The 20,954-nt window shown below is 65.9% G+C and carries 20 protein-coding genes and 4 tRNA genes; 18 read left to right on the top strand and 6 right to left on the bottom strand.

The genetic code is table 11. The features are described 5' to 3' along the window. Positions 1–282 precede the first annotated feature (282 nt). The 14 genes from M8445_RS08830 to rplL all read left to right on the top strand — a co-directional run bounded on the left by M8445_RS08830 (position 283) and on the right by rplL (position 6,532). Positions 283–358: transfer RNA gene (locus tag M8445_RS08830), tRNA-Thr, on the top strand. Between the two features lie 61 nt (positions 359–419). Then, positions 420–505 (top strand) — tRNA-Tyr (locus tag M8445_RS08825). A 7-nt stretch (positions 506–512) separates the two neighbouring features. Continuing rightward, positions 513–585: transfer RNA gene (locus M8445_RS08820), tRNA-Gly, on the top strand. Positions 586–594: 9 nt separating this feature from the next. Next, positions 595–669, top strand: a tRNA-Thr gene (locus tag M8445_RS08815). A gap of 180 nt (positions 670–849) precedes the next feature. Continuing rightward, positions 850–2,067 (top strand): elongation factor Tu, encoded by a 1,218-nt coding sequence (gene tuf, locus M8445_RS08810; protein WP_273987408.1) that lies wholly within the window; start codon positions 850–852, stop codon positions 2,065–2,067. A gap of 89 nt (positions 2,068–2,156) precedes the next feature. Then, a complete protein-coding gene (locus M8445_RS08805; protein WP_273987407.1) occupies positions 2,157–2,513 on the top strand; it encodes a pyridoxamine 5'-phosphate oxidase family protein in 357 nt (118 codons plus the stop codon). After that, on the top strand, positions 2,510–2,848 hold the full coding sequence (locus M8445_RS08800; RefSeq protein WP_273987406.1) for a hypothetical protein: 339 nt from the start codon (positions 2,510–2,512) through the stop codon (positions 2,846–2,848). Before M8445_RS08805 ends, M8445_RS08800 begins: the two co-directional genes overlap by 4 nt. 145 nt (positions 2,849–2,993) lie before the next feature. Continuing rightward, positions 2,994–3,161, top strand: a complete 168-nt coding sequence (gene rpmG / locus M8445_RS08795; RefSeq protein WP_022800165.1) for a 50S ribosomal protein L33 — start codon at positions 2,994–2,996, stop codon at positions 3,159–3,161. Between the two features lie 82 nt (positions 3,162–3,243). Then, a complete protein-coding gene (secE, locus tag M8445_RS08790; protein WP_189065881.1) occupies positions 3,244–3,420 on the top strand; it encodes a preprotein translocase subunit SecE in 177 nt (58 codons plus the stop codon). Further along, the gene (gene nusG / locus M8445_RS08785; RefSeq protein WP_273987405.1) at positions 3,420–3,992 is read left to right on the top strand and encodes a transcription termination/antitermination protein NusG; all 573 of its coding nucleotides are present in this window, start codon (positions 3,420–3,422) and stop codon (positions 3,990–3,992) included. The genes secE and nusG overlap by 1 nt, the downstream gene beginning before the upstream one ends. A gap of 243 nt (positions 3,993–4,235) precedes the next feature. After that, positions 4,236–4,670, top strand: a complete 435-nt coding sequence (rplK, locus tag M8445_RS08780) for a 50S ribosomal protein L11 (protein ID WP_273987404.1) — start codon at positions 4,236–4,238, stop codon at positions 4,668–4,670. Next, a complete protein-coding gene (gene rplA, locus M8445_RS08775; protein ID WP_273987403.1) occupies positions 4,663–5,355 on the top strand; it encodes a 50S ribosomal protein L1 in 693 nt (230 codons plus the stop codon). The genes rplK and rplA overlap by 8 nt, the downstream gene beginning before the upstream one ends. Before the next feature lie 223 nt (positions 5,356–5,578). Then, positions 5,579–6,073 (top strand): 50S ribosomal protein L10, encoded by a 495-nt coding sequence (gene rplJ, locus M8445_RS08770; RefSeq protein WP_055362215.1) that lies wholly within the window; start codon positions 5,579–5,581, stop codon positions 6,071–6,073. Positions 6,074–6,169: 96 nt separating this feature from the next. Continuing rightward, entirely contained in the window at positions 6,170–6,532 is a 363-nt protein-coding gene (rplL, locus tag M8445_RS08765; RefSeq protein WP_273987402.1) for a 50S ribosomal protein L7/L12, read from the top strand. A 78-nt stretch (positions 6,533–6,610) separates the two neighbouring features. On the opposite strand, the gene M8445_RS08760 is transcribed toward rplL, so the two are convergent. From M8445_RS08760 to M8445_RS08745, 4 genes are all read right to left on the bottom strand, one after another. Continuing rightward, positions 6,611–7,237: a variant leucine-rich repeat-containing protein gene (locus M8445_RS08760; protein ID WP_273987401.1), complete on the bottom strand. Its 627-nt coding sequence runs from the start codon at positions 7,235–7,237 to the stop codon at positions 6,611–6,613. Further along, positions 7,195–7,539 (bottom strand): GIY-YIG nuclease family protein, encoded by a 345-nt coding sequence (locus M8445_RS08755; protein ID WP_273987400.1) that lies wholly within the window; start codon positions 7,537–7,539, stop codon positions 7,195–7,197. The genes M8445_RS08760 and M8445_RS08755 overlap by 43 nt, the downstream gene beginning before the upstream one ends. Beyond that, entirely contained in the window at positions 7,536–8,111 is a 576-nt protein-coding gene (locus M8445_RS08750; RefSeq protein ID WP_273987399.1) for a DUF2239 family protein, read from the bottom strand. The genes M8445_RS08755 and M8445_RS08750 overlap by 4 nt, the downstream gene beginning before the upstream one ends. 439 nt (positions 8,112–8,550) lie before the next feature. Further along, entirely contained in the window at positions 8,551–9,342 is a 792-nt protein-coding gene (locus M8445_RS08745; protein ID WP_273987398.1) for a hypothetical protein, read from the bottom strand. A gap of 369 nt (positions 9,343–9,711) precedes the next feature. Between M8445_RS08745 and rpoB the strand changes: the two genes are divergently transcribed. Beyond that, the gene (gene rpoB / locus M8445_RS08740) at positions 9,712–13,167 is read left to right on the top strand and encodes a DNA-directed RNA polymerase subunit beta (RefSeq protein WP_273987397.1); all 3,456 of its coding nucleotides are present in this window, start codon (positions 9,712–9,714) and stop codon (positions 13,165–13,167) included. Between the two features lie 112 nt (positions 13,168–13,279). Next, on the top strand, positions 13,280–17,926 hold the full coding sequence (locus tag M8445_RS08735) for a DNA-directed RNA polymerase subunit beta' (RefSeq protein WP_273987396.1): 4,647 nt from the start codon (positions 13,280–13,282) through the stop codon (positions 17,924–17,926). 114 nt (positions 17,927–18,040) lie between these two features. On the opposite strand, the gene M8445_RS08730 is transcribed toward M8445_RS08735, so the two are convergent. Together M8445_RS08730 and M8445_RS08725 are read right to left on the bottom strand one after the other, a co-directional pair. Continuing rightward, positions 18,041–18,325, bottom strand: coding sequence for a DUF1905 domain-containing protein (locus tag M8445_RS08730; protein ID WP_273987395.1), 285 nt, complete (start codon positions 18,323–18,325; stop codon positions 18,041–18,043). Between the two features lie 31 nt (positions 18,326–18,356). Next, the gene (locus M8445_RS08725; RefSeq protein ID WP_273987394.1) at positions 18,357–18,893 is read right to left on the bottom strand and encodes a DUF2721 domain-containing protein; all 537 of its coding nucleotides are present in this window, start codon (positions 18,891–18,893) and stop codon (positions 18,357–18,359) included. Between the two features lie 221 nt (positions 18,894–19,114). On the opposite strand from M8445_RS08725, the gene M8445_RS08720 reads away from it, so the two are divergent. Both M8445_RS08720 and M8445_RS08715 read left to right on the top strand, forming a co-directional pair. Next, on the top strand, positions 19,115–19,510 hold the full coding sequence (locus M8445_RS08720; RefSeq protein WP_273987393.1) for a hypothetical protein: 396 nt from the start codon (positions 19,115–19,117) through the stop codon (positions 19,508–19,510). A gap of 153 nt (positions 19,511–19,663) precedes the next feature. Further along, positions 19,664–20,815: an aminotransferase class I/II-fold pyridoxal phosphate-dependent enzyme gene (locus tag M8445_RS08715; protein WP_273987391.1), complete on the top strand. Its 1,152-nt coding sequence runs from the start codon at positions 19,664–19,666 to the stop codon at positions 20,813–20,815. Positions 20,816–20,954 lie beyond the last annotated feature (139 nt).

Raw genomic sequence — 20,954 nt, 5'->3', positions numbered from 1 at the left:
GCATACCACTGCCTCGTTCAGGGTTTGCTCAAGGGGGCGCCAGGTCGGGGCAGTCAGCGGAACCCCGGGCTGCGCGGAGCGGCACTGAAGTGCGTCCCAGGGCCGTTCGGGTGGTGCCCGGGGAACTGCCGGGACCGGGTGGGGGCCGGGCACGTGGCGGGAATGATTGACACCTTCGGGGGTGACTGCTACTATTCACAGCCGGAAGTGAACGCGCCGAAAAGCGCCGCAGCAACCGCACTCAGAGGCCGGACATTGTTCCAGCATTCGAACAGGGACGGTGCCACCCTAGCTCAACTGGTAGAGCACCCGACTTGTAATCGGAAGGTTGGGAGTTCGATTCTCCTGGGTGGCTCCAAGCGCAAAGGACTTCCACAAGCCCAAGCGTGCTAGATTCGAGACAGTGGGTATGACAATCCGGGTAGGTGGCCGAGTGGTTAAAGGCGACAGACTGTAAATCTGTTCACGTACGTGTACGGCGGTTCGAATCCGCCCCTGCCCACCACGATCACGCGGGAATAGCTCAGTTGGTAGAGCGTCAGCTTCCCAAGCTGAATGTCGCGAGTTCAAGTCTCGTTTCCCGCTTTCCCTAGCGCTTCTGTAGCTCAGTGGCAGAGCACTCCCTTGGTAAGGGAGAGGTCATCGGTTCGAACCCGATCAGAAGCTCCAACAACCGGCGCGACCCTCAACTTGTGGGTCGCGCCTCTTCTACTCGCCCACACTGTCAGATCACCACCGGGCCGCCGTGAGAACTCTGAGCTGTTAGGCTCTTTGCGTTTCCCGCGCGGACTTGTACACTGTCAAGGCTTGCCCGGAAACCGGGCAGTTCCACCTCAGGAGGACACACACATGGCTAAGGGAACGTTTGAACGCACCAAGCCCCACGTGAACGTGGGCACCATCGGTCACGTCGACCACGGCAAGACCACCCTGACTGCGGCCATCACCTTCACCGCCGCCGCCTCGGACCCCACCATCGAAAAACTGGCCTACGACCAGATCGACAAGGCCCCCGAGGAAAAAGCCCGCGGTATCACCATCAACACCGCCCACGTCGAGTACAACACCCCCAGCCGCCACTACAGCCACGTTGACTGCCCCGGCCACGCCGACTACGTCAAGAACATGATCACCGGAGCCGCCCAGATGGACGGCGCCATCCTGGTCGTGTCCAGCGCTGACGGCCCCATGCCCCAGACCCGCGAGCACATCCTGCTCGCCCGTCAGGTCGGCGTGCCCTACATCGTCGTCTTCATGAACAAGGTCGACATGGTCGACGACGAAGAACTCCTCGAGCTCGTCGAAATGGAAGTCCGTGAACTCCTCAGCAAGTACGAGTTCCCCGGCGACGACCTCCCCGTCATCAAGGGCAGCGCCCTGCAGGCCCTCGAAGCCCTGCAGGCCAACCCCAAGACCGGCCGCGGCGAGAACAACTGGGTTGACCGCATCTGGGAACTGCTCGACGCCGTCGACAGCTACATCCCCACCCCCGAGCGCGCCACGGACAAGACCTTCCTGATGCCCGTCGAAGACGTCTTCACGATCACCGGGCGCGGCACCGTCGCCACCGGCCGTGTCGAGCGTGGCGTGGTGAAGGTTCAGGACGAAGTGGAAATCATCGGTCTGCGCGACACGAAGAAGACCACGGTGACCGGGATCGAAATGCACCGCAAGCTGCTGGACAGCGGCATGGCGGGCGACAACGTGGGCGTGCTGCTGCGTGGCGTGGCGCGTGACGACGTGGAGCGCGGTCAGGTGCTGGCGAAGCCCGGTAGCATCAAGCCGCACACGAAGTTCGAAGCGAGCGTGTACGTGCTGAGCAAGGACGAAGGCGGGCGTCACAGCGCGTTCTTCGGCGGGTACCGTCCCCAGTTCTACTTCCGCACGACGGACGTGACAGGCGTGGTGGAACTGCCCGAGGGCGTGGAGATGGTCATGCCCGGCGATAACATCACGTTCGTGGTTGAGCTGATCAAGCCGATCGCGATGGAAGAAGGCCTGCGCTTCGCGATCCGCGAGGGCGGCCGTACCGTCGGCGCCGGCGTCGTCGCCAAGGTCCTGGAGTAATCAAGACACAGGAAAGGGGGAGGCCTTCGGGTCTCCCCCTTTCTGCGTGACTGGCCCGGCACTACCCGGTGGCGTTGCTACCCTGCCGTATGGCGAAGCAGCTTCCGGGTATCAGTGACCACTTGCGGGCGTTCATTGAGGCGCAGCACCTGTTCTTCGCGGGCACGGCCGCCCCGGACGGGCGCGTGAACGTGTCACCCAAGGGCCTGGACAGCCTGCGGGTACTGGGGCCGAACCGGGTGGCGTGGCTGAACGTGACTGGCAGCGGGAACGAAACGGCCGCCCACCTACGCCTCATACGGATTCCGTCTGTTTCGTTGACAACCCGGGACAGCACCGGGTTGCCAACTCCACGTCCGGAATCCGCTTTGCTCCCACTCGCATCCGCTCGGATGGAATGGTTTTTGCAAACCATTCCATCGGAGTCCGTATCAGCCCGCGCATGACACTGATGTTCTGCGCGTTGCAGGGGCCGCCGCTGATCCTGCGCCCGTACGGACAGGCACGCGCCGTTCACTCTGCCGACCCCGACTGGGCGGACTGGGTGACTCTGCTGGCCCCGCTGCCGGGCGCGCGGCAGGTATTCGTCATGGACGTGGATCTCGTGCAGACCTCCTGCGGGATGGCGGTGCCGCTCATGGAGTTCGCGCAGGACCGTGAGGACCTGAACACCTGGGCGTCCGGGCAGGGCCCGGCGGGACTCCAGAAGTATCAGGCACGAAAAAACGCCGTCAGCATCGACGGTTTCCCGACTGGACTGCCGGGCACAGTGGACACCTGACCCTGGACTCTCTATAATTGGAATGTTGCCCGCCACAAGGCGGGCTTTTACCAGCGGGTCCGGACGCCCACCGTGGCAGAACGACCACCAGAAAGGAACGCTGGGAGCAGACCCCCGGACAGAGGGACTGCGAAGGAGCAACATCATGGCGAAAGACGGCCCCCGCATCATCGTGAAAATGGAAAGCAGCGCAGGCACCGGCTTCTACTACACGACCACCAAGAACCGCCGCAACACGCAGGCCAAGATGGAACTGCGTAAGTACGACCCCGTTGCCAAGAAGCACGTTGTCTTCAAGGAGAAGAAGGTCTGATTTCCCCTGCCGGGCGTGCGCGGCCTGATGGCAGCGGCCCGGCAGTCCGGTGTCGACTCTTTCTCTTTGCGCAGGTGAACGCATGAACTTGATTCAGTACTTCCGTGACTCGCGCGCGGAACTGTCGCGTGTCTCGTGGCCTACCCGTCAGCAGGTGCTGGAGGGAACCCAGGCCGTGGTGATCTTCGTGATTGCCCTGACCCTCATCGTGTACGCGCTTGACCTGCTGTTCAGCAACCTGATTCGGGCGGTGCTTTGATGGGTATTGAATGGTACGCCGTGCATACCTACGTGGGTCAGGAAGACCGCGTGGAGCAGCACCTGATGGACCGCGCCGGCAAACTCGGCATGCGCGGCACGAAGATCTTCCAGGTGCTTCAACCCACCGAGGAAGCCGTGGAACTCCGTGACGGTGGCAAGAAAGAAACCGTGAAACGCAAGCTGTTCCCCGGCTACGTGTTCGTGCAGATGGACATCGAGGACGACGACGCGCCCGGCGAACTGGGCGAGTCGTGGGAAGTCGTGCGTGGCACGAACGGCGTGACCGGCTTCGTCGGAACGGCCACCCGCCCCGTGCCCCTGTCGCCCGAGGAAGTGCAGCGTCTGCTGGCCTCGGTCGGTGTGGCTGCGCAGCCAGTGGTCGAGGAAGTGCCGCGCGTGAAGGTCGACTTCAAGGCGGGCGACATGGTGCGCGTCACGGGCGGTCCGTTCGCGGACTTCAGCGGCGTCATCAGCGAGGTCAACATTCCGCAGGCGAAGGTCAAGGTGCTGGTCAGCATCTTCGGCCGTGAAACGCCGGTCGAACTCGACTTCAGTCAGGTCGCCAAGTAGTTTCCGGCGCGGCCCAGACGACGTGGCGCTCACCCCGCCGTATCTTCCGGGCCGCCCATCCATCCGCTGGATCTGTCGTCACGGTCACCCCTTCCGGGGCGCACACCTTGGCAAATGCAGCAGAAGGCAGTAAAATCGAAAAGTTGCTGTCAATCCACCCCAGGGTGGAAGCGCAGAACTTAGCGTCAGCACCCCGACCGGCCTCCTCCAGGCGGCGCGGCAGGGGGAGCTAAGGAGGAATACATGAAAAAAGTCGCAGGTTTAGTCAAACTGCAACTCCCGGCAGGTAAGGCCACTCCGGCCCCCCCCGTGGGTCCCGCGCTCGGCCAGTACGGCGCGAACATCATGGAGTTCACGAAGGCGTTCAACGCGATGACGGCCGACAAGGGTGACGCGATCATCCCCGTCGAGATCACCATCTTCGCCGACCGCTCCTTCACCTTCATTACCAAGACCCCCCCCATGAGCTACCTGATCCGCAAGGCCGCTGGCCTGCAGAAAGGCAGCGCGACCCCCAACAAGGCCAAGGTCGGCAAGCTCAACTGGGATCAGGTTCTGGAAATCGCCAAGACCAAGATGCCCGACCTGAACGCCGGTAGCATCGAAGCCGCCGCGAACACGGTTGCTGGCACCGCCCGCTCCATGGGCGTGACCATCGAGGGGGCCCCGAATGCCTAAGCACGGTAAGCGTTACGAGGCGCTGATCGCCAAGGTGGACCGCAACAAGCAGTACACCATCGACGAAGCCGCCGCCCTGGTCAAGGACATCGCCACCGCGAAGTTCGACGAGACCGTCGAAGTGCACTTCCGCCTCGGCATCGACCCCCGCAAGAGCGACCAGAACGTGCGTGGCACGGTCGCCCTGCCCCACGGCACCGGCCGTAGCGTGCGCGTCGCCGTGATCACCAAGGGTGAGAACGTGCAGGCCGCCGAAGCCGCCGGCGCCGACGTGGTCGGCAGCGACGAACTGATCGACCGCATCGCCGGTGGGTTCATGGAGTTCGACTCTGTTGTCGCCACCCCCGACATGATGGCCGCCGTCGGCCAGAAGCTCGCGCGTCTGCTCGGGCCGCGCGGCCTGCTGCCCAACCCCAAGAGCGGCACCGTCGGTCCCGACGTGGCCGGCATGGTCAAGAGCCTGAAAGCCGGTCGGATCGAGTTCCGTAACGACAAGACCGGCGTCGTTCACGCGCCCATCGGGAAGGCCAGCTTCGAGCCCGGCACCCTGAGCGAGAACTACGCTTCGCTCGTCAGCGCGCTGGAAGCCGCCAAGCCCGGGAGCGCCAAGGGCGTCTTCCTGCGCAGCGCCTTCCTGACCACCACGATGGGCCCCAGCATTCCGCTGAGCCTGTCGCAGGGCTAAGCGCGCCGGGAACTGCCCGTCTCCGGGCGGCGCGGTTCCCGACAGGCTGTACCCACTGAGTTTCACCAAACCGTTGGCACCCCGGTGCACTTCTCGCACCTTTCCAATCCGTTTCTTTTCAGGCATCCATGACAGCGGGGACCCTTGCCAGGTTTAAACATCCCGCCGAGTTGTCAGGTGACGAGCACTGCACCTGGACTTGTTCCCACCTAGGAGGTACTGCGTGGCGAACGACAAGAACCAGCAGACCCTCAGCAGCCTCAAGGGCAGCCTTACGGGCGTCGACACGTTCTACGTGGTCGACTACCAGGGCCTGACCGCCGGCCAGCTGGGCAAACTGCGTAAAGACATCCGCGAGAAGGGCGGGCAGCTGATTGTTGCCAAGAACACCCTGATCAACCTCGCCCTTCAGGACGGCGGCCGTGACTTTGCCGACGCTCTGAAAGGCCCCAGCGCCATCGTTGTCGCTCAGGAAGACCCCGCCGGGGTCGCCAAGGCTCTCAGCGACGCCGCCAAAGGCAACGACAAGGGCATCCCGACCGTCAAGGCCGGCTTTGTCGAGGGCAACCGCGTCGACGTGAAAGTCGTCGAGCGTCTGGCCAGCCTGGGCAGCAAGCAGAGCCTTCAGGGCGAGCTGGTGGGCGTGCTCAGCGCGCACCTCAGCAACTTCGTGGGCGTCCTCGAAGCGTACAAGACCAAGCTCGAAGAACAGGCCTGAACGCCTGAACGGTCCGGGCTCCGGCCACGCGCCACCCGACCGTCCTTCACCGCTTCACCATCTCAATCACCTATTTCAATTTCGGAGGAATACATCATGGCTTACGACAAACAGGCTCTTATCGACCAGCTCGGCCAGCTCACCATCATGGAACTCGCGGACCTCATCGACGGTCTGAAGGAAACCTGGGGCGTCACCGCCGCCGTCGCCGCTGGCCCCGCTGCCGCTGCCGGCCCCGCCGCTGAAGAGAAGACCGAGTTCGACGTCGTTCTGATCGACGCCGGCGCCAGCAAGATCAACGTCATTAAGGAAATCCGCGCCATCACCGGCCTGGGCCTGAAAGAAGCCAAGGACATGAGCGAGAAGGGCGGCGCGCTGAAAGAAGGCATCAGCAAGGACGAAGCCGAGAAGATCAAGGCCCAGCTGGAAGCTGCTGGCGCCCGCGTCGAACTCAAGTAAGTCCCCCCTAACCGGGAGTGCAGGCCCCCAGCTTCGGCTGGGGGTTTTTCCGTGCCCGGCGGTCCGGTTGATGCAGATTCAGCGCTGCGGTGCGGGGCGGGCCAGCACCTGCCGCACGAAGGCCGACGGGTCCTGGCGCAACTGCGCCTGCACGGCTGGCGGCAGGTCCGGGCGGGCCGCCACGTACATCCGCACCCCGTAATCCGGGTCGGCGGCCAGTGCCCGCAGTGTGTCGTCTCGCAGGTCTGGCCGGGCGGCCACGCGGGAACGCACCTGCCAGGCTGGGTGCTCCGCCAGGGCTGCCAGCTGGGCGGGCGTCAGATCCGGGTGGCTGGCGGCCGCCGCGACCACCCCGGTATCCGGGTGGGCCAGGGCGTGCCGCCTCAGCCAGTCGGGTGCGGCGGGGCTGCCGACCAGGGCCAGCAGGGTGGCGCGCGGGGTATTCAGCAGCAGCCGTGGGTGCGCCAGTCGCAACAGCGGGAGCGCCGGGTTGCTCAGGACCGCGCCCGGTTCGGTGGCGGCCAGGGCTTCCAGCAGCGCGGGCGGCGTGTTGGGGTGCCGCGCTACCGCTGCGCGCAGTCCGGCGTGATCCTGCCGGGCCAGGGCTTCCAGCATGGCCGCTGGGGTGCCAGGCGGCAGCGGCAACGCTGGGGAGGGCGCGGTCAGGCCGTCCGGTCGGGTGGGATGTTCAGTGTCTCCTGCCATAGCGTCAGCAGCTCCTTCAGGTCGTCCCGCAACGCAGCGGGCGTGCGGGTCCCGGTGCGGGGTGAAGGGAGTTCGTCCAGCAGTTCGAAGGTCAGGGAGTCTGGGCCGTCAGTATTCCAGTCGCGTTGCAGCGCGGGTGCGCGGTGGGTGCCGGTCTGCAACTCGAAGCGGGTGCGGTTGAGCAGGGCAGGCGCGTCGGTGCTGCAGTTCAGGTGCGTGCGGCCACTGGGCACGTGCGTGATGCGGATGATGCCAGGACGTGGCGTGTGGCGGTGCTCGCGTAGGCCTTCAGGGCCGGTCATGCGGGGCCGGGGGCAGGCGCGGGCGCGACGGGGAAGGCTGGCGCGGCGAGGTACAGGGCGTGCAGGCGCAGGTCGTCGGGCCAGAGGTGCAACTGGGCCTCGAAACGGTCGCGGTCAGCGGCGTACAGGGCGCGGGTGGCTTCCTCGTAACCGGGCAGGTCGCCGGCCATCACGCCCAGGAAGCGGTCGGCAGCCGCCTGGGCCTGCGCGCGTCGTTCGCTGTCCGGGTCGACCCTGCGAGCCTCGTCGATCAGGCGCCGCAGCGCCGCCGACGCCCCGCCGCGCTGGCGTTCCAGCCACTCCCAGTGGCGGGGCAGCAGGCTGACCTCGCGCGACACGACGCCCAGTTTCGGGCGGCCGGGGCCGGTGCGGGGCGTTTCGGGAGCGTATCGGGCCAGCACGTCGTCCAGGGTTCCGCTCAGGTTGAAGTCCACGCTGCGCCCGGTCTGATCGTCGAAGGTCAGCAGGCCCGCGCGGGGCTGGGAGTGCAACAGGGTGAGTGTGTCGGTGAGGGGCGCGGTCAGGCAGCGGGTATGTCGGTCGAAGGTGGTGAAGGTGGGTGCGGTATCCATACCTGTATTTTACCCGGATGAATTACAGAAAGGCAATATTAGCCGGGTAATAAAGATGACCTAGAGCGTCAGAATTTCGAGGCGCAAACAGACCCGTGCGGCATGGGAGGGCGGGCCTCCTCGCCCCGCCACTCGTCGCCGGCCCCTCCACTGATGACATACAGCGCATTCCACTCCCCCCCAGATGAAAGACGCGACGTGGCCTGCTGATCCAGCGTGAGCCAGGACGCAGAGCAGTCAGTCAGGAGCGAGGCAAGCTCGTCACCGTAAAGGTAGAAGGCGAAATCGTCGTCGTACCAGCCTGTTCGGAAGGCTATGGAGAAGGCTGACCTCGATTCCCCTTCCTCTGCGGCGGAGTCGAATCTCACTGCTCCGGCCAACTCCGCTTCCGCGGGTGCGTGGGCCGCCCAGACCGTCACGGTGTCATGCATGTACCTGCTCACTTCAGCTCTTTCCTCAGTCCGGCGGCCATCTGGAACCATTCGCGTTCCTGGCGGCGGTAGAGGCCGCTGGCCTTCTTCTCGGTTTTGGCCAGGGCGTCCAGCAGGGCGCGGGCTTCGTCTTCCCTGCCCTGCCGGATCAGGTACGCGGCGTAGCGGGCGCGGGGTTCCTCGGTGGTGGCGCCTGTGATGGCGTCGCGGTAGGTCTGGTCGGTTTCGGGGAGGTTCTGGGCGTCCTGCGCCTGGGCCAGGAGGGTCAGGGTGCGGGTGCGGGTGGCGGCGCTGGTTTTCAGGTCCACGCGGTTGAGTTTCGCGGCGGCCGGGGCGGGTTCCTGCCGGGCGAGGTCCAGTTCGGCGCTGGTGAGCAGCACGACTGGATCGTCGGCGTAGATGCCGCTCAGGAGGGGGGCCAGGGTGGCCTGCGCGTCGTCGGGGCGGCCGGCGCGGGCTTGCAGGGCGGCCAGATCGGCGCGGTTCTGGAGGGTGTCGCTTTCCTGCAACTGCTCGTGCGCCTCGCGGATGCGCAGGTCCAGTGGCTTCAGGGATTCCACGCCGCGCGCCACGGCCCTCCCGGCCACCCGTGTGCCGCCGCGCAGGCTGGGGATCAGGACCGTGAACACGTACACCAGCGAGAACACCATGCTGAAGATGCCGCCCAGGAACGCGGCGAATCCCAGCGTGAGCATCCAGTACGGTGGCTGCCGGGTGATCAGGGCGTGAACGAGGCCGACGACGGCCAGTCCGCGCAGAATGGTGTAGATCAGGGGCAGGTAGGGTTGCAGGGCGTCCACGCGTTCATCCTACGGAATGGGGGCGGGTCAGACTGTCAATCTGAAGGCAAGGTCAGCGCCTGCCGGGGCCGCTGCGGGAGGCCGGGCGGGGTGCGTAAAGTCGATTGATTCTGGGGCGCGGCTGCGGCATACTTCCGGACATTAGAGACCGGGCGCGAGCACTCCGGGGCGGTTGACCTGTCATGCACGGCGGGTCTATACTGCCCTGTGCTGACCATGATGGGTCGGGCAGGAGCTAGTTGCGGCGAACGGGTCTGCAAAACTAAGCCTTAATTCAGGGACCGCGACCGGAGGGGTTGCGTGTTCCGCCTACGCCTTTTCCAGCCCCGGAAGGCGCAGCGCAGGACCCAGGGTGCGTGCGAGGTGGACATGAGTTTGACCGGTAAAGTACCCCGCATCGAGCGTTTCGGTGACATTGCGGAAGTGATTCCCCTTCCCAACCTGACAGAAATCCAGGTGAACTCGTTCCGCGCGTTCCTCCAGGCCGACAAGGCCCCGGAGCAGCGTGAGAACGTGGGCCTGCAGAGCGCCTTTAAAGAAGTCTTCCCGATCGACGAGACCGAGAAGGGCCGCAGCACGGGCCTGGTCCTCGATTACCTCGAGTACCGCCTGGGCGAGCCGCCCTACACGCCCGAGGAATGCCGCGAGAAGGACGTCACCTACCAGGCGCCCATGTACGCCAAACTGCAACTGATCCACAAGGACAGCGGCCTGATCAAGGAAGACCAGGTGTTCCTGGGCGACCTGCCCCTGATGACCAAGGACGGCAGTTTCGTCATTAACGGCGCGGACCGCGTGATCATCTCGCAGATCCACCGTAGCCCCGGCGTGTACTTCACGAGCTCCTACAAGGGCATCAAGAAGATGTACACCGGCGCGATCATTCCCATGCCCAAACGCGGCCCCTGGATCGAGCTGGAGTTCGCGGGCGGCATCCTGGAAATGAAGGTCAACAAGCGCAAGTTCCCCGTGGCGATGCTGCTGCGCGTCCTCGGCTATGACGACGCCAGCCTCAAGTCGCTGTTCACGGAGTTCGAGCCGGACATGGAACTGCCCGAGGACAAGAGCGCGGGCATGGGAGCCGACGAGGCCCTGCTGCGCCTGTTCACGGTCCTGCGCCCCGGCGATCCGCCCAAGCGTGACAAGGCCATCCAGTACCTGTACGGTCTGCTGGCCGACCCGCGCCGTTACGACCTGGGCGAGCCCGGCCGTTTCAAGATGAACACCAAGCTGGGCGTGCAGCGTGAAGAACGCACCCTGCTGAACTTCGAGGACGGCAAGTTCACGGACGCCGGTCTGGTCGACACCATCCGCTACCTGATGGCCCTGCAGTACGGCAAGGAAACCGTGGGCATGGCCGACGCGGACGGCGTGATGAACGACATCCCGGTCGGCGAGGACGACATCGATCACCTCGGGAACCGCCGCGTGCGCACCGTGGGCGAACTGCTGGCCGACCAGCTGCGCGTCGGCATGGGCCGCATGGCGCGTGGCGTGCGCGAGCGCATGCTGCTGGGCAACCCGGACGCCGCCACCCCCACCAAACTCGTGAACAACCGCCCCATTGTGGCGGCCATGCGCGAATTCTTCGGGCGCAGCCAGCTGAGCCAGTTCAAGGACCAGACCAACCCCCTGTCGGATCTGCGCCACAAGCGCCGTATCTCCGCACTGGGGCCGGGCGGCCTGACCCGTGAACGCGCCGGCTTTGACGTGCGTGACGTTCACCGTACCCACTACGGCCGCATCTGCCCGATCGAAACGCCGGAAGGCGCCAACATCGGCCTGATCAGCAGTCTGGCCTCCTACGCGAAGGTGAACAACCTGGGCTTCATCGAGGCCCCGTACCGCCGCGTCGAGAACGGACTGGTCACCAGTGACGTGGTCTACATGACCGCCGACATCGAGGACCGTTACACCGTCGCGCAGGCCAACAGCCCGCTGAACGACGACGGCACCTTCAGTGACGAGCGCGTTCTGGCACGCCGCAAGGGCGATCCCCTCTGGTACACCCCTGAAGAAGTGGACTTCATGGACGTGTCGCCCAAGCAGATCGTTTCGATCAACACCAGCCTGATCCCCTTCCTGGAGCACGACGACGCCAACCGCGCGCTCATGGGTTCCAACATGCAGTCGCAGGCCGTGCCGCTCGTGCGCGCCGACAGCCCCGCCGTGGGCACCGGCGTCGAGAGCCGCGTCGTGACCGACAGCGGCACCAGCGTCGTCAGCGACGTGACCGGCAAGGTCACCTACGTGGACGCCCGCGTCATCCAGATCACCCTGACCGAGGACGCCCCCACGGCGGGCCTGAGCACCGGGAACGTCCGCACCTTCGAGACCGTGCGCTTTACCCGCAGCAACCAGGGCACCAACCTCGACCAGCACCCCATCGTGGATATCGGTGACATGGTCAAGGCCGGGCAGGTCATCGCCGACGGTCCCGCCAGCGACCTGGGCCGCCTCGCGCTCGGTCAGAACATCACCATTGCGATCATGCCCTTCGACGGCTTCAACTTCGAGGATGCCATCTGCATCAGCGAGGGCCTGGTGCGCAAGGACTTCTACACGTCCGTGCACATCGAGAAAGACGAGATCGAGGCGCGTGACACCAAACTCGGGCCCGAAAAGATCACCCGCGACATCCCGGGCCTCTCGGAAGCCGCGCTGCGCGACCTCGACGAGGACGGCATCGTGCGCGTCGGCGCCGAAGTCAAACCCGGCGACATCCTGGTCGGCAAGACCTCCTTCAAGGGTGAAAGCGAACCCACCCCGGAAGAACGCCTGCTGCGCTCGATCTTCGGTGAGAAGGCCCGCGAAGTGAAGGACACCAGCCTGCGCGTGCAGTCCGGCCAGGGCGGCATCGTCGTCAAGACCGTGCGCTTCCGCCGCGGCGACGAGGGCGTGGACCTCAAGCCCGGCGTGCGTGAAATGGTCCGCGTGTACGTGGCCCAGAAACGCCAGCTGCAGGTCGGCGACAAGGTCGCCAACCGCCACGGGAACAAGGGCGTCGTCTCCAAGATCATGGCCCCCGAGGACATGCCCTACCTGGAAGACGGCACCCCCGTCGATCTCGTGTTCAACCCGCTAGGCGTGCCGTCGCGCATGAACCTCGGGCAGATCCTGGAAACCCACCTGGGTGAAGTGGCCCGCCTGACCGGTCAGAAGTTCGAAACCCCCGTGTTCGACTCCGTGACCGAAGCGGCCATCAAGGAAATGCTGGAAGTCGCCGCGGCCGAACGCCTCCAGGCCCGCAAGGACGACGGCTTCGAACTCGACAAGCGCGAGCAGGAAGTCCTCGACCGCGCCGGGAAGGTCGGCGTTGTCGACGCGCCCGGCGGCGATTACGAGCGCGCGCAGATGCAGCTCGCCCGCACCGGCAAGAGCGTGCTGTACGACGGCCGCAGCGGCGAGCCCATCAGCGGCCCGGTCGTGGTCGGCACCATGTACGTCATGAAGCTGTACCACATGGTGGAAGACAAACTGCACGCCCGCAGCACCGGCCCGTACTCCCTGATCACCCAGCAGCCGCTGGGCGGGAAGGCGCAGTTCGGCGGTCAGCGCTTCGGCGAGATGGAAGTGTGGGCGCTCGAAGCGTACGGCGCCGCGCACGTCCTGCAGGAAATGCTCACCATCAAATCCGACGACATCGACGGACGCGACGCCGCGTACCAGAGCATCGTCAAGGGTGAGGAAGTGTCGGGCAGCACCATCCCCGAGTCGTTCAAGGTGCTCGTCAAGGAACTCCACTCGCTGGGCCTGGACGTCGAAGTGCTCGACACGCACGACAAGAACGTCGACATCTTCGAAGGCATGATGCCCAAGCGCTGAGCGCCTGCGGCACTGCCAGGAGTCGAGAGGTGATGGTTGATGGAACAACACAGTCTGACCGGGTCCATCACCCATCATCCATAAGCCGCCACCATTCTCCGAGGGAGAATCAATGAAAGATTTCAGCAAAGTTCGTATCGCCATCGCCAGCCCGGAGAAAATCCGCGAGTGGTCGTTCGGTGAGGTCGAGAAACCCGAAACCATCAACTACCGCACCCTGAAACCCGAGCGTGAAGGTCTGTTCGACGAGCGCATCTTCGGGCCGCAGAAGGACTATGAGTGCGCCTGCGGGAAGTACAAGCGCCAGCGCTACGAGGGCAAGGTCTGCGAGCGCTGCGGTGTGGAAGTCACGAGCAGCAAGGTCCGCCGCTACCGCATGGGTCACATCGACCTGGCCACGCCCGCCGCGCACATCTGGTACGTGAAGGACACGCCCAGCAAGATCGGCACGCTGCTGGACCTGAGCGCCGGTCAGCTGGAGAAGGTGCTGTACTTCAGCTCCTTCCTGGTCACCACGCCCCGCAACGCCCAGAAGGACGGCCGCCCGCTCAAGCGCGGCGAGCTGCTCAGCGACGACGAGTACCGCGAACTGCGCTTCGGCCGTCAGGAAACCTACGCCCTGACCGGCGGTATCGAGGCGGACATCCGTGACGGCGAGTACGTCACGCGCGGCCAGGTGCTGGGCGGCACGGTCGTCAGCAAGATGGACGGCCTGGCTCAGTACCGCTTCCCGCGCCGCGCCGTGATCGCGTACGCCGAGGAAGTGGAGGCCAGCCTGCCGCTGCCCGCCGACGCACTGGTCGAGCAGGAAACCTTCCGCGCCGGTGAGATCCTGGCGGAACTGGAAGCCGACGTGACGCTGACCGCTCCGGTCGACGGCACCGTGTTCCTGCACGAGATGGGCGAGGACAGCGTCATGGTCGAGATTCGCGAGACCCTGGCCGCCGCGCCCACCGCCGAAGACGAGGAAGAGGCCGCCGCGCCCATGGGCGAGGTCCTGAGCCGCGTGTACGTGCCTCACGGCATGAACGTGCAGGTCGTGCACGGCGAGATCATCGAGGCGGGCACCGTACTGGCCGACGCCGCGAGCGGCACGCGCCTGCGCGTCAGCCGTGACAGCCGCCTGAGCGCCGTCACCTTCCCCAAGAAGAAGGGTGACGTGACCGTCACCGCGCACTGGACCCGCCGCGCTGAGCACGGCATCCAGCCGCAGATGCACGTTCTGGTCGGGGACGGCAGCGACGTCCGCCGTGGCCAGAAGATCATCGGAGCCATCGACAAGGAAGAGGAAGTCATCGCGCAGGCCGACGGCGTCATCACCCTGCACAACCCCGCCAGCATCATCGTCAGCAAGGCCAAGGTCTACACCTACGACGACGAGCCCCTCGTCGTGAACGGCGACCGCGTCGAGCCCGGCGACGAACTCGCCGACGGTGGCAACCTCCAGAGCGACATCAGCGGCCGCATCGAGATCGACCTGGTGCGCAAGCAGGTCCGCGTGATCGAGTCGTACGACTTCGAAGCGAAGATGGGCGCCGAGGCCGTCAAGGAACTCCTGGACGACCTGAACCTCGACGAGCTGGAAGTCGAACTGAACGAGATGATGAAGGACTCCAGCCGCCACAAGCGCGCCAAGGCCCGCAAGCGCCTGGAAGTGACCCGTGCGTTCAAACGCAGCGGCAACCACCCCAGCTGGATGATCCTGAACACCGTGCCCGTCATGCCCCCGGACCTGCGTCCGATGGTGCAGGTGGACGGCGGCCGCTTCGCGACCAGCGACCTGAACGACCTGTACCGCCGCCTGATCAACCGCAACAACCGCCTGAAGAAACTGATGGGCCAGGGCGCGCCGGACATGATCATCCGCAACGAGAAGCGCATGCTTCAGGAAGCGGTGGACGCCCTGATCGACAACGGCCGCCGCGGCAGCCCCGTCACCAACCCCGGTTCCGACCGCTCGCTGCGTTCCCTGACCGACCTGCTCGGCGGGAAACAGGGCCGCTTCCGTCAGAACCTGCTGGGTAAGCGCGTGGACTACTCCGGCCGCTCGGTGATCGTGGTCGGCCCGCAGCTGAAACTGCACCAGTGCGGTGTGCCCAAGCGCATGGCGCTCGAACTCTTCAAGCCGTTCCTGTTCAAGGTCCTTGAAGAGAAGGGCGAGGTCACGAACATCAAGCAGGCCCGCAAGATGCTCGAACGCTACCGCGACACCCGCGACAGCGTCTGGGACGCCCTGGAAGAGGTCATCGAGGACAAGGTCGTGCTGCTCAACCGCGCGCCCACCCTGCACCGACTGGGCATCCAGGCTTTCGAGCCCGTGCTGGTCGAGGGTCAGAGCATCCAGCTGCACCCGCTGGTCTGTGAAGCCTTCAACGCCGACTTCGACGGCGACCAGATGGCCATCCACGTCCCCCTGAGCGCCCAGGCGCAGGCCGAAGCGCGCATCCAGATGCTCAGCGCGCACAACCTGCTGTCCCCCGCGAACGGCGAGCCGAACGTCAAGCCCAGCCGCGACATCATCCTGGGGATCTTCACGCTGACCCTGCTGCGCACCGACAACCTCGGCGCGGGCAGCGAGTTCAGCAGCGAGCAGGACGCCCTGGCCGCGCTGGACGCTGGCAAGATCGCGCTGAATAGCTCGGTCACCGTGAACGGCAGGGAAACCAGCGCCGGACGCCTGAAGTACGTCTTCAGCAACCCGGATGAGGCCATCATGGCCGTCAACCGCGGCACCATCGACCACCAGGACTTCGTGCGCATCCGCCTGAACGGCGTGACGTACGACACCAGCGCGGGCCGCGTGATGTTCCGCCGGATCGTGCAGGAAGCCCTGGGCACCCAGGCCGCCCTGGTCGACACCCTCGTGAACCTGGAAACGGCGTACGAGAAAGACCACCTGAAAGACATGATCATGGCGTGCTTCAAACACCTCGGGATCGAGGCGACCGCCGGCCTGCTCGACGGCCTGAAAGACGCGGGCTTCAAGCTCTCCACGACCTCCGGCATCACCATCGGCATCGACGACATCGTCATCCCGCCCGCCAAGACCGAGATCCTGGCCGAAGCGGACGCCAAGGTCGCCGAGATCGAGCAGAACTTCGAGTTCGGCTTCATGACCGAGGAAGAGCGCTACAAGCAGGTCGTGCAGCTCTGGAACGACACCAAGGACGAAGTCAAGAACGCCATGTTCGACAACTTCGGCAAGAACTACCCCTTCAACCCCCTGTGGATCATGAGCCTCTCGGGTGCCCGTGGTAACGCGCAGCAGATCACGCAGCTCGCCGGGATGCGCGGCCTGATGGCCCGCCCCGACGGCAGCACCATCGAAGTGCCGATCCGCGCCAGCTTCCGCGAGGGCCTGTCCGTGCTGGAGTACTTCATCAGCACCCACGGCGCGCGTAAGGGTGGGGCCGACACCGCGCTGCGTACCGCCGACTCCGGCTACCTGACCCGTAAGCTGGTCGACGTGGCCCACGAAGTCGTCGTGCGCGACGTGGACTGCGGAACCACCGACTACACCTCCATCCCGCTGGGCGCCGTGGACGAGCGCACGGGCGAATGGCGCAGCCGCAAGGCCAGCGAGATCGAAACCAGCATCTACGGCCGCACCCTGACCGACGCCGTGGAAATCGACGGCCGCACCATCGAAGCCGACGCCATGCTGTCCCTGGAAGACGTCAAGGCGATCACCAAGAACGCCAAGGTCCTCCAGAGCGTGTTCGTGCGGACCCCGCTGAACTGCCGCGTCAAGAGTGGCGTGTGCCAGAAGTGCTACGGCTACGACCTCTCGCAGGCCAAGCCCGTCAGCATGGGTGAAGCGGTCGGCGTGGTCGCCGCCGAATCCATCGGGGAACCCGGCACGCAGCTCACCATGCGTACCTTCCACACCGGTGGGGTCGCCGGCAGCGGCGGCGGTGACATCACCATGGGTCTGCCCCGCGTGATCGAACTGTTCGAGGCCCGCAAGCCCAAGACCTCGGCGGCCGTGGCCGACCGTGACGGCACCGTTCGCATTGAGGAAGAGGAAGAACGCTACCTCGTGCGCATCGAGGCCGACGACGACCAGTACAGCAGCAAGACCGCCACCAAGATCAGCAAGAGCCTGCGCATGATCGTCAAGGACGGCGACCGCGTCGAGGCCGGTCAGCCGCTCACGCGCGGCGCCATCAACCCCCACGACCTGCTGCTGTACAAGGACACGGACGCCGCCCAGCGCTATCTGGTGGAAGAAGTGCAGCGCGTGTACCGCAGCCAGGGCGTGAAGGTCCACGACAAGCACATCGAAGTGATCGTGCGCCAGATGCTCCGCTGGGTGGAAATCACCGACGGCGGCGACACCGAACTGCTCGAAGGGCAGACCGTGGAACGCTGGGAAGTCGATCAGGCCAACGACCTGCTCGAGGAAGGCCAGACGCCCAGCTCCTGGAAGCCCGTCCTGCTGGGCATCACCAAGAGCAGCCTGACCACCAAGAGCTGGCTGTCCGCCGCGAGCTTCCAACACACCACGCACGTCCTGACCGAGGCCAGCATGAAGGGCCAGGTCGACGACCTGATCGGCCTGAAGGAAAACGTCATCCTCGGGAAACTGATTCCCGCTGGGACCGGCCTTCAGACCGTGCGCGACATGCAGGTCGCCGACGACCGCACGCTCGAGAAGTACGGCGAGAACAACACCAGCAGCGACTCCGTCACCGGGGACCGCAGCTACGACGACACCCGCCCGGGCGTCGTGAACGACAACGTCACGTACACCAACTGAAGTTGATGAACGAAAGTTGACGGTCAACAGCTGACCACAGTTCACAGAAAAACCCCCCACCTGGAAACGGGTGGGGGTCTTTCTGTGATGCGCGGGGCTGTGATGCGCTGGGCTTCAGCCGGGGGTGACGGTCACGGTCACGTCCTGCCCTTCCTCCAGCGCCTCGGCACGGCGCACGGCGACCTTGACCGGCAGCAGGTACCCGCCGTCCTTCGGGAAGATGGCCGTGCGGAAGGTCGTCTCCCCCACCCGCGCGTGGCAGGGAATCATGCCCCAGCCGTACGTGACCAGCCGCGCCGCGTCCCGCAGGTCCGGCACCAGTTCGTCCGGCAAGCGCAAAAAGTAATGCGGGGCCGGGCCGCGCCACTGGAACAGGGTCGCCGTGAACGTCAGGGACATGCGAGTAGCGTAGCGGGTCGCGGGCGGGTGGTTACGCGTCGAGTTTCTCGCCGACCTCTTTCATGAGGCGTTCATCGTACAGTCCGGCGTAATGTTCCCCGAGGGCAACGAGGAATTTCATTTCCTCGCGGGTGGTGCTGGCGCTCAGGCGCGTCTCGAAACTCAGGAGGAGCGCGCCGTACGCGAGGCTGGCCGACCCGGCAATGGCGATCATGACGGGCAGCAGTCCGGCCGCCTGGTTCAGCAGGGCGCTGCTGCCGATCAGGATGCTGGTCAGGACCAGCATCGCCACGGCGAGGTACAGCGAAGTCATGGCCCGCACGATGATGCGGCTGCGCCGCGCGAGTCGCGGGAGTTGCTGCACGATCAGACGTTTCTCCTCGCGGGCCAGCCCTTCCTGGCGGCCGTCCTCGGTGACCAGAACCTTGAAGCGGGCCGTGAGCTGCCGGACACGGTCAGTCACGCGGCCCAGGCGACTGCTGGTGCTCATGAGCAGCGTGCCCGCGCCGCTGATCAGAACGGCCGGGGTGATCATGGCGGTGAGGACCTGAAGGCCGGAATCTGCCATGTCTTCAGGGTACGCGCTGAAGCAGGCCGGGGCGGGGGCGTGGTCTGCATTCCGGTAGTGGCCCCCCCTCTCACATTGACCAGCAGGATGCAGGCCCTCCCGGCGTGGCCCTTCGATAAATCTGCACATGGCCTGCATGGTCCCTGCACGGGGTGGGCGCATTCTCTGTTTCAAGACGGGAGGCAGCCGCGAGGCGCACCCGCCACCCAAGGAGACCCACCATGAAAAAGACCCTGATGACCGTAACCGCTGCCCTCGCCCTGACCTTCGCCGCCGGCAATGCCTTCGCTGCGCCCGCGTACGCCACGGACGGCAATGGCCTGCAGTACAGCGCGCTGTACACCGAGTCGAGCTGGATGGCCATCGAAGTGCCCCTGGCTGACCTGGGCGGCACGCTGCCCGACGACCTGAGCATCACCACGGCTGGCCTGAGCAACGGCACGACCATCACGCTGGACAGCGTCGATACCCAGGGCGGATACGCTTTGCTGTACGTGAGCGTGGAACGCGCTGATACGGGCGTGACTGTCAATGATATGGCGCAGATCACCGTGAACGCCGGTGGCAAGGCCCTGACGACCGTCAGCCTTCCGGTGTACGGCGGCGTGGACCAGTAACACCCGATTTTCGGTTCAGGGGCTCACTTCTTCGGAGGTGAGCCCCTCGCCGTGCGTGGGGTGGGCTGAGCACCACCCTGCTGCGTGAGTCTGCGGCGACTGGGCCTGCGGCTGTGGTTGGGCCTGCCGGGGCGGCTGGGCTACCCTGGGGGTATGTGGTTGTCAGGTCGGGCGGGGGCGGTGCCGGGAAGTGTATTCGCGTTGATGGACGCGGCGAAGGTTGAGGCGCGGGCGGCGGGGCTGAGCGTGACTGACCTGAGTATCGGGAGCAGTGATCTGCCGCCGCCGGACGCGGTGCTGGAGGTGCTGCGGGAGGCGACGCGCGACGCCGCGACGTACCGCTACCCGCTGTTCAGCGACACCGCCCCGCTGCGGGAGGCGGTCGCCGACTACCTGAGCCGACGCTTCGGGGTGCGGGTGGACACCGGGCGCGAGGTTCTGCCGCTGATCGGCGCGCAGGAGGGACTGGCGCACCTGCTGCTGGCCGTGACGGACCCAGGTGAGACGCTGCTGCTGCCGGACCCGTGCTACCCGCCGTACCTGGGCGCAGCGGCCGTGGCGGGCCTGAACGTGCTGACGCTGCCGCTGCGCCCCGAGCGGGGCTTCCTGCCGGACCTTGGCAGCGTGCCGCAGGGGGTGCGGCCCCGTGTGCTGCTGCTGAACTACCCGAATAACCCGACGTCGGCAGTGGCAGACGTGGCGTTCTTCCGGGAGGCGGCCGCGTGGTGCCGGGCGCGCGGCACCCTGCTGGTGCATGATCACCCGTACGCGGAACTGACCTTCGGGGAGTACCGCGCGCCGAGTGCGCTAGAGGCCGGGCTGGACGGCGTGGTGGAGCTGCATTCGCTGAGCAAGACGCACCACATGGGCGGGTTCCGCGTGGGGTTCGCAGCGGGAGACGCCGGGGCGATCGCGGCGCTGGCGCGCGTGAAGGGCGCCATTGATTTCCACCCTTACCTGGGGATTCAGCGGGCGGCGGCGCACGCGCTGGGACTGCCGGACGCAGTGGGCCGGGCGGGCGCAGCGGTGTTCGAGGCGCGGCGCGACGCGCTGATCCCGGCGCTGCGGGCACTGGGCTGGGAGGTCGCGACGCCGCAGGCCAGCATGTACGCCTGGGCGCGCGTGCCGGGCCTGCGGGACAGTGTGGCGTTCGCGGTGCGAGCCGCGCGGCACACGGGTGTGGCGGTCAGTCCGGGCGCGGCGTTCGGGGCGGGTGGCGAGGGCTTCGTGCGCTTCGCACTGGTTCAGCCGCCGGAGGTGCTGCGGGAAGCGGCGCGTCTGCTGGGCACCGTCCCGGTCGACTGACAACAGCCGTGAGGCGCGGACCGTTCATGTCGGCTGCGCCTCACGGCCCTTCTATCTGCATGGCCTTCTAATGACAGCCCACGGGATCGCAGGGGTGCCGGCGAAACAGGCGGCAGAAAGTGTTTATACGGATTCCGTC

Source organism: Deinococcus aquaticus (genome assembly GCF_028622095.1).
Taxonomy (GTDB): Bacteria; Deinococcota; Deinococci; order Deinococcales; family Deinococcaceae; genus Deinococcus; species Deinococcus aquaticus.
This window is presented reverse-complemented; position numbering and strand designations above follow the sequence as displayed.

Coding starts and splice junctions, on each gene's coding strand:
- tuf (WP_273987408.1), top strand. CDS start 850: ATGGCTAAGGGAACGTTTGAACGCACCAAGCCCCACGTGAACGTGGGC.
- M8445_RS08805 (WP_273987407.1), top strand. CDS start 2,157: ATGGCGAAGCAGCTTCCGGGTATCAGTGACCACTTGCGGGCGTTCATT.
- M8445_RS08800 (WP_273987406.1), top strand. CDS start 2,510: ATGACACTGATGTTCTGCGCGTTGCAGGGGCCGCCGCTGATCCTGCGC.
- rpmG (WP_022800165.1), top strand. CDS start 2,994: ATGGCGAAAGACGGCCCCCGCATCATCGTGAAAATGGAAAGCAGCGCA.
- secE (WP_189065881.1), top strand. CDS start 3,244: ATGAACTTGATTCAGTACTTCCGTGACTCGCGCGCGGAACTGTCGCGT.
- nusG (WP_273987405.1), top strand. CDS start 3,420: ATGGGTATTGAATGGTACGCCGTGCATACCTACGTGGGTCAGGAAGAC.
- rplK (WP_273987404.1), top strand. CDS start 4,236: ATGAAAAAAGTCGCAGGTTTAGTCAAACTGCAACTCCCGGCAGGTAAG.
- rplA (WP_273987403.1), top strand. CDS start 4,663: ATGCCTAAGCACGGTAAGCGTTACGAGGCGCTGATCGCCAAGGTGGAC.
- rplL (WP_273987402.1), top strand. CDS start 6,170: ATGGCTTACGACAAACAGGCTCTTATCGACCAGCTCGGCCAGCTCACC.
- M8445_RS08760 (WP_273987401.1), bottom strand. CDS start 7,237: ATGGCAGGAGACACTGAACATCCCACCCGACCGGACGGCCTGACCGCG.
- M8445_RS08755 (WP_273987400.1), bottom strand. CDS start 7,539: ATGACCGGCCCTGAAGGCCTACGCGAGCACCGCCACACGCCACGTCCT.
- M8445_RS08750 (WP_273987399.1), bottom strand. CDS start 8,111: ATGGATACCGCACCCACCTTCACCACCTTCGACCGACATACCCGCTGC.
- rpoB (WP_273987397.1), top strand. CDS start 9,712: ATGAGTTTGACCGGTAAAGTACCCCGCATCGAGCGTTTCGGTGACATT.
- M8445_RS08735 (WP_273987396.1), top strand. CDS start 13,280: ATGAAAGATTTCAGCAAAGTTCGTATCGCCATCGCCAGCCCGGAGAAA.
- M8445_RS08730 (WP_273987395.1), bottom strand. CDS start 18,325: ATGTCCCTGACGTTCACGGCGACCCTGTTCCAGTGGCGCGGCCCGGCC.
- M8445_RS08725 (WP_273987394.1), bottom strand. CDS start 18,893: ATGGCAGATTCCGGCCTTCAGGTCCTCACCGCCATGATCACCCCGGCC.
- M8445_RS08720 (WP_273987393.1), top strand. CDS start 19,115: ATGAAAAAGACCCTGATGACCGTAACCGCTGCCCTCGCCCTGACCTTC.
- M8445_RS08715 (WP_273987391.1), top strand. CDS start 19,664: ATGTGGTTGTCAGGTCGGGCGGGGGCGGTGCCGGGAAGTGTATTCGCG.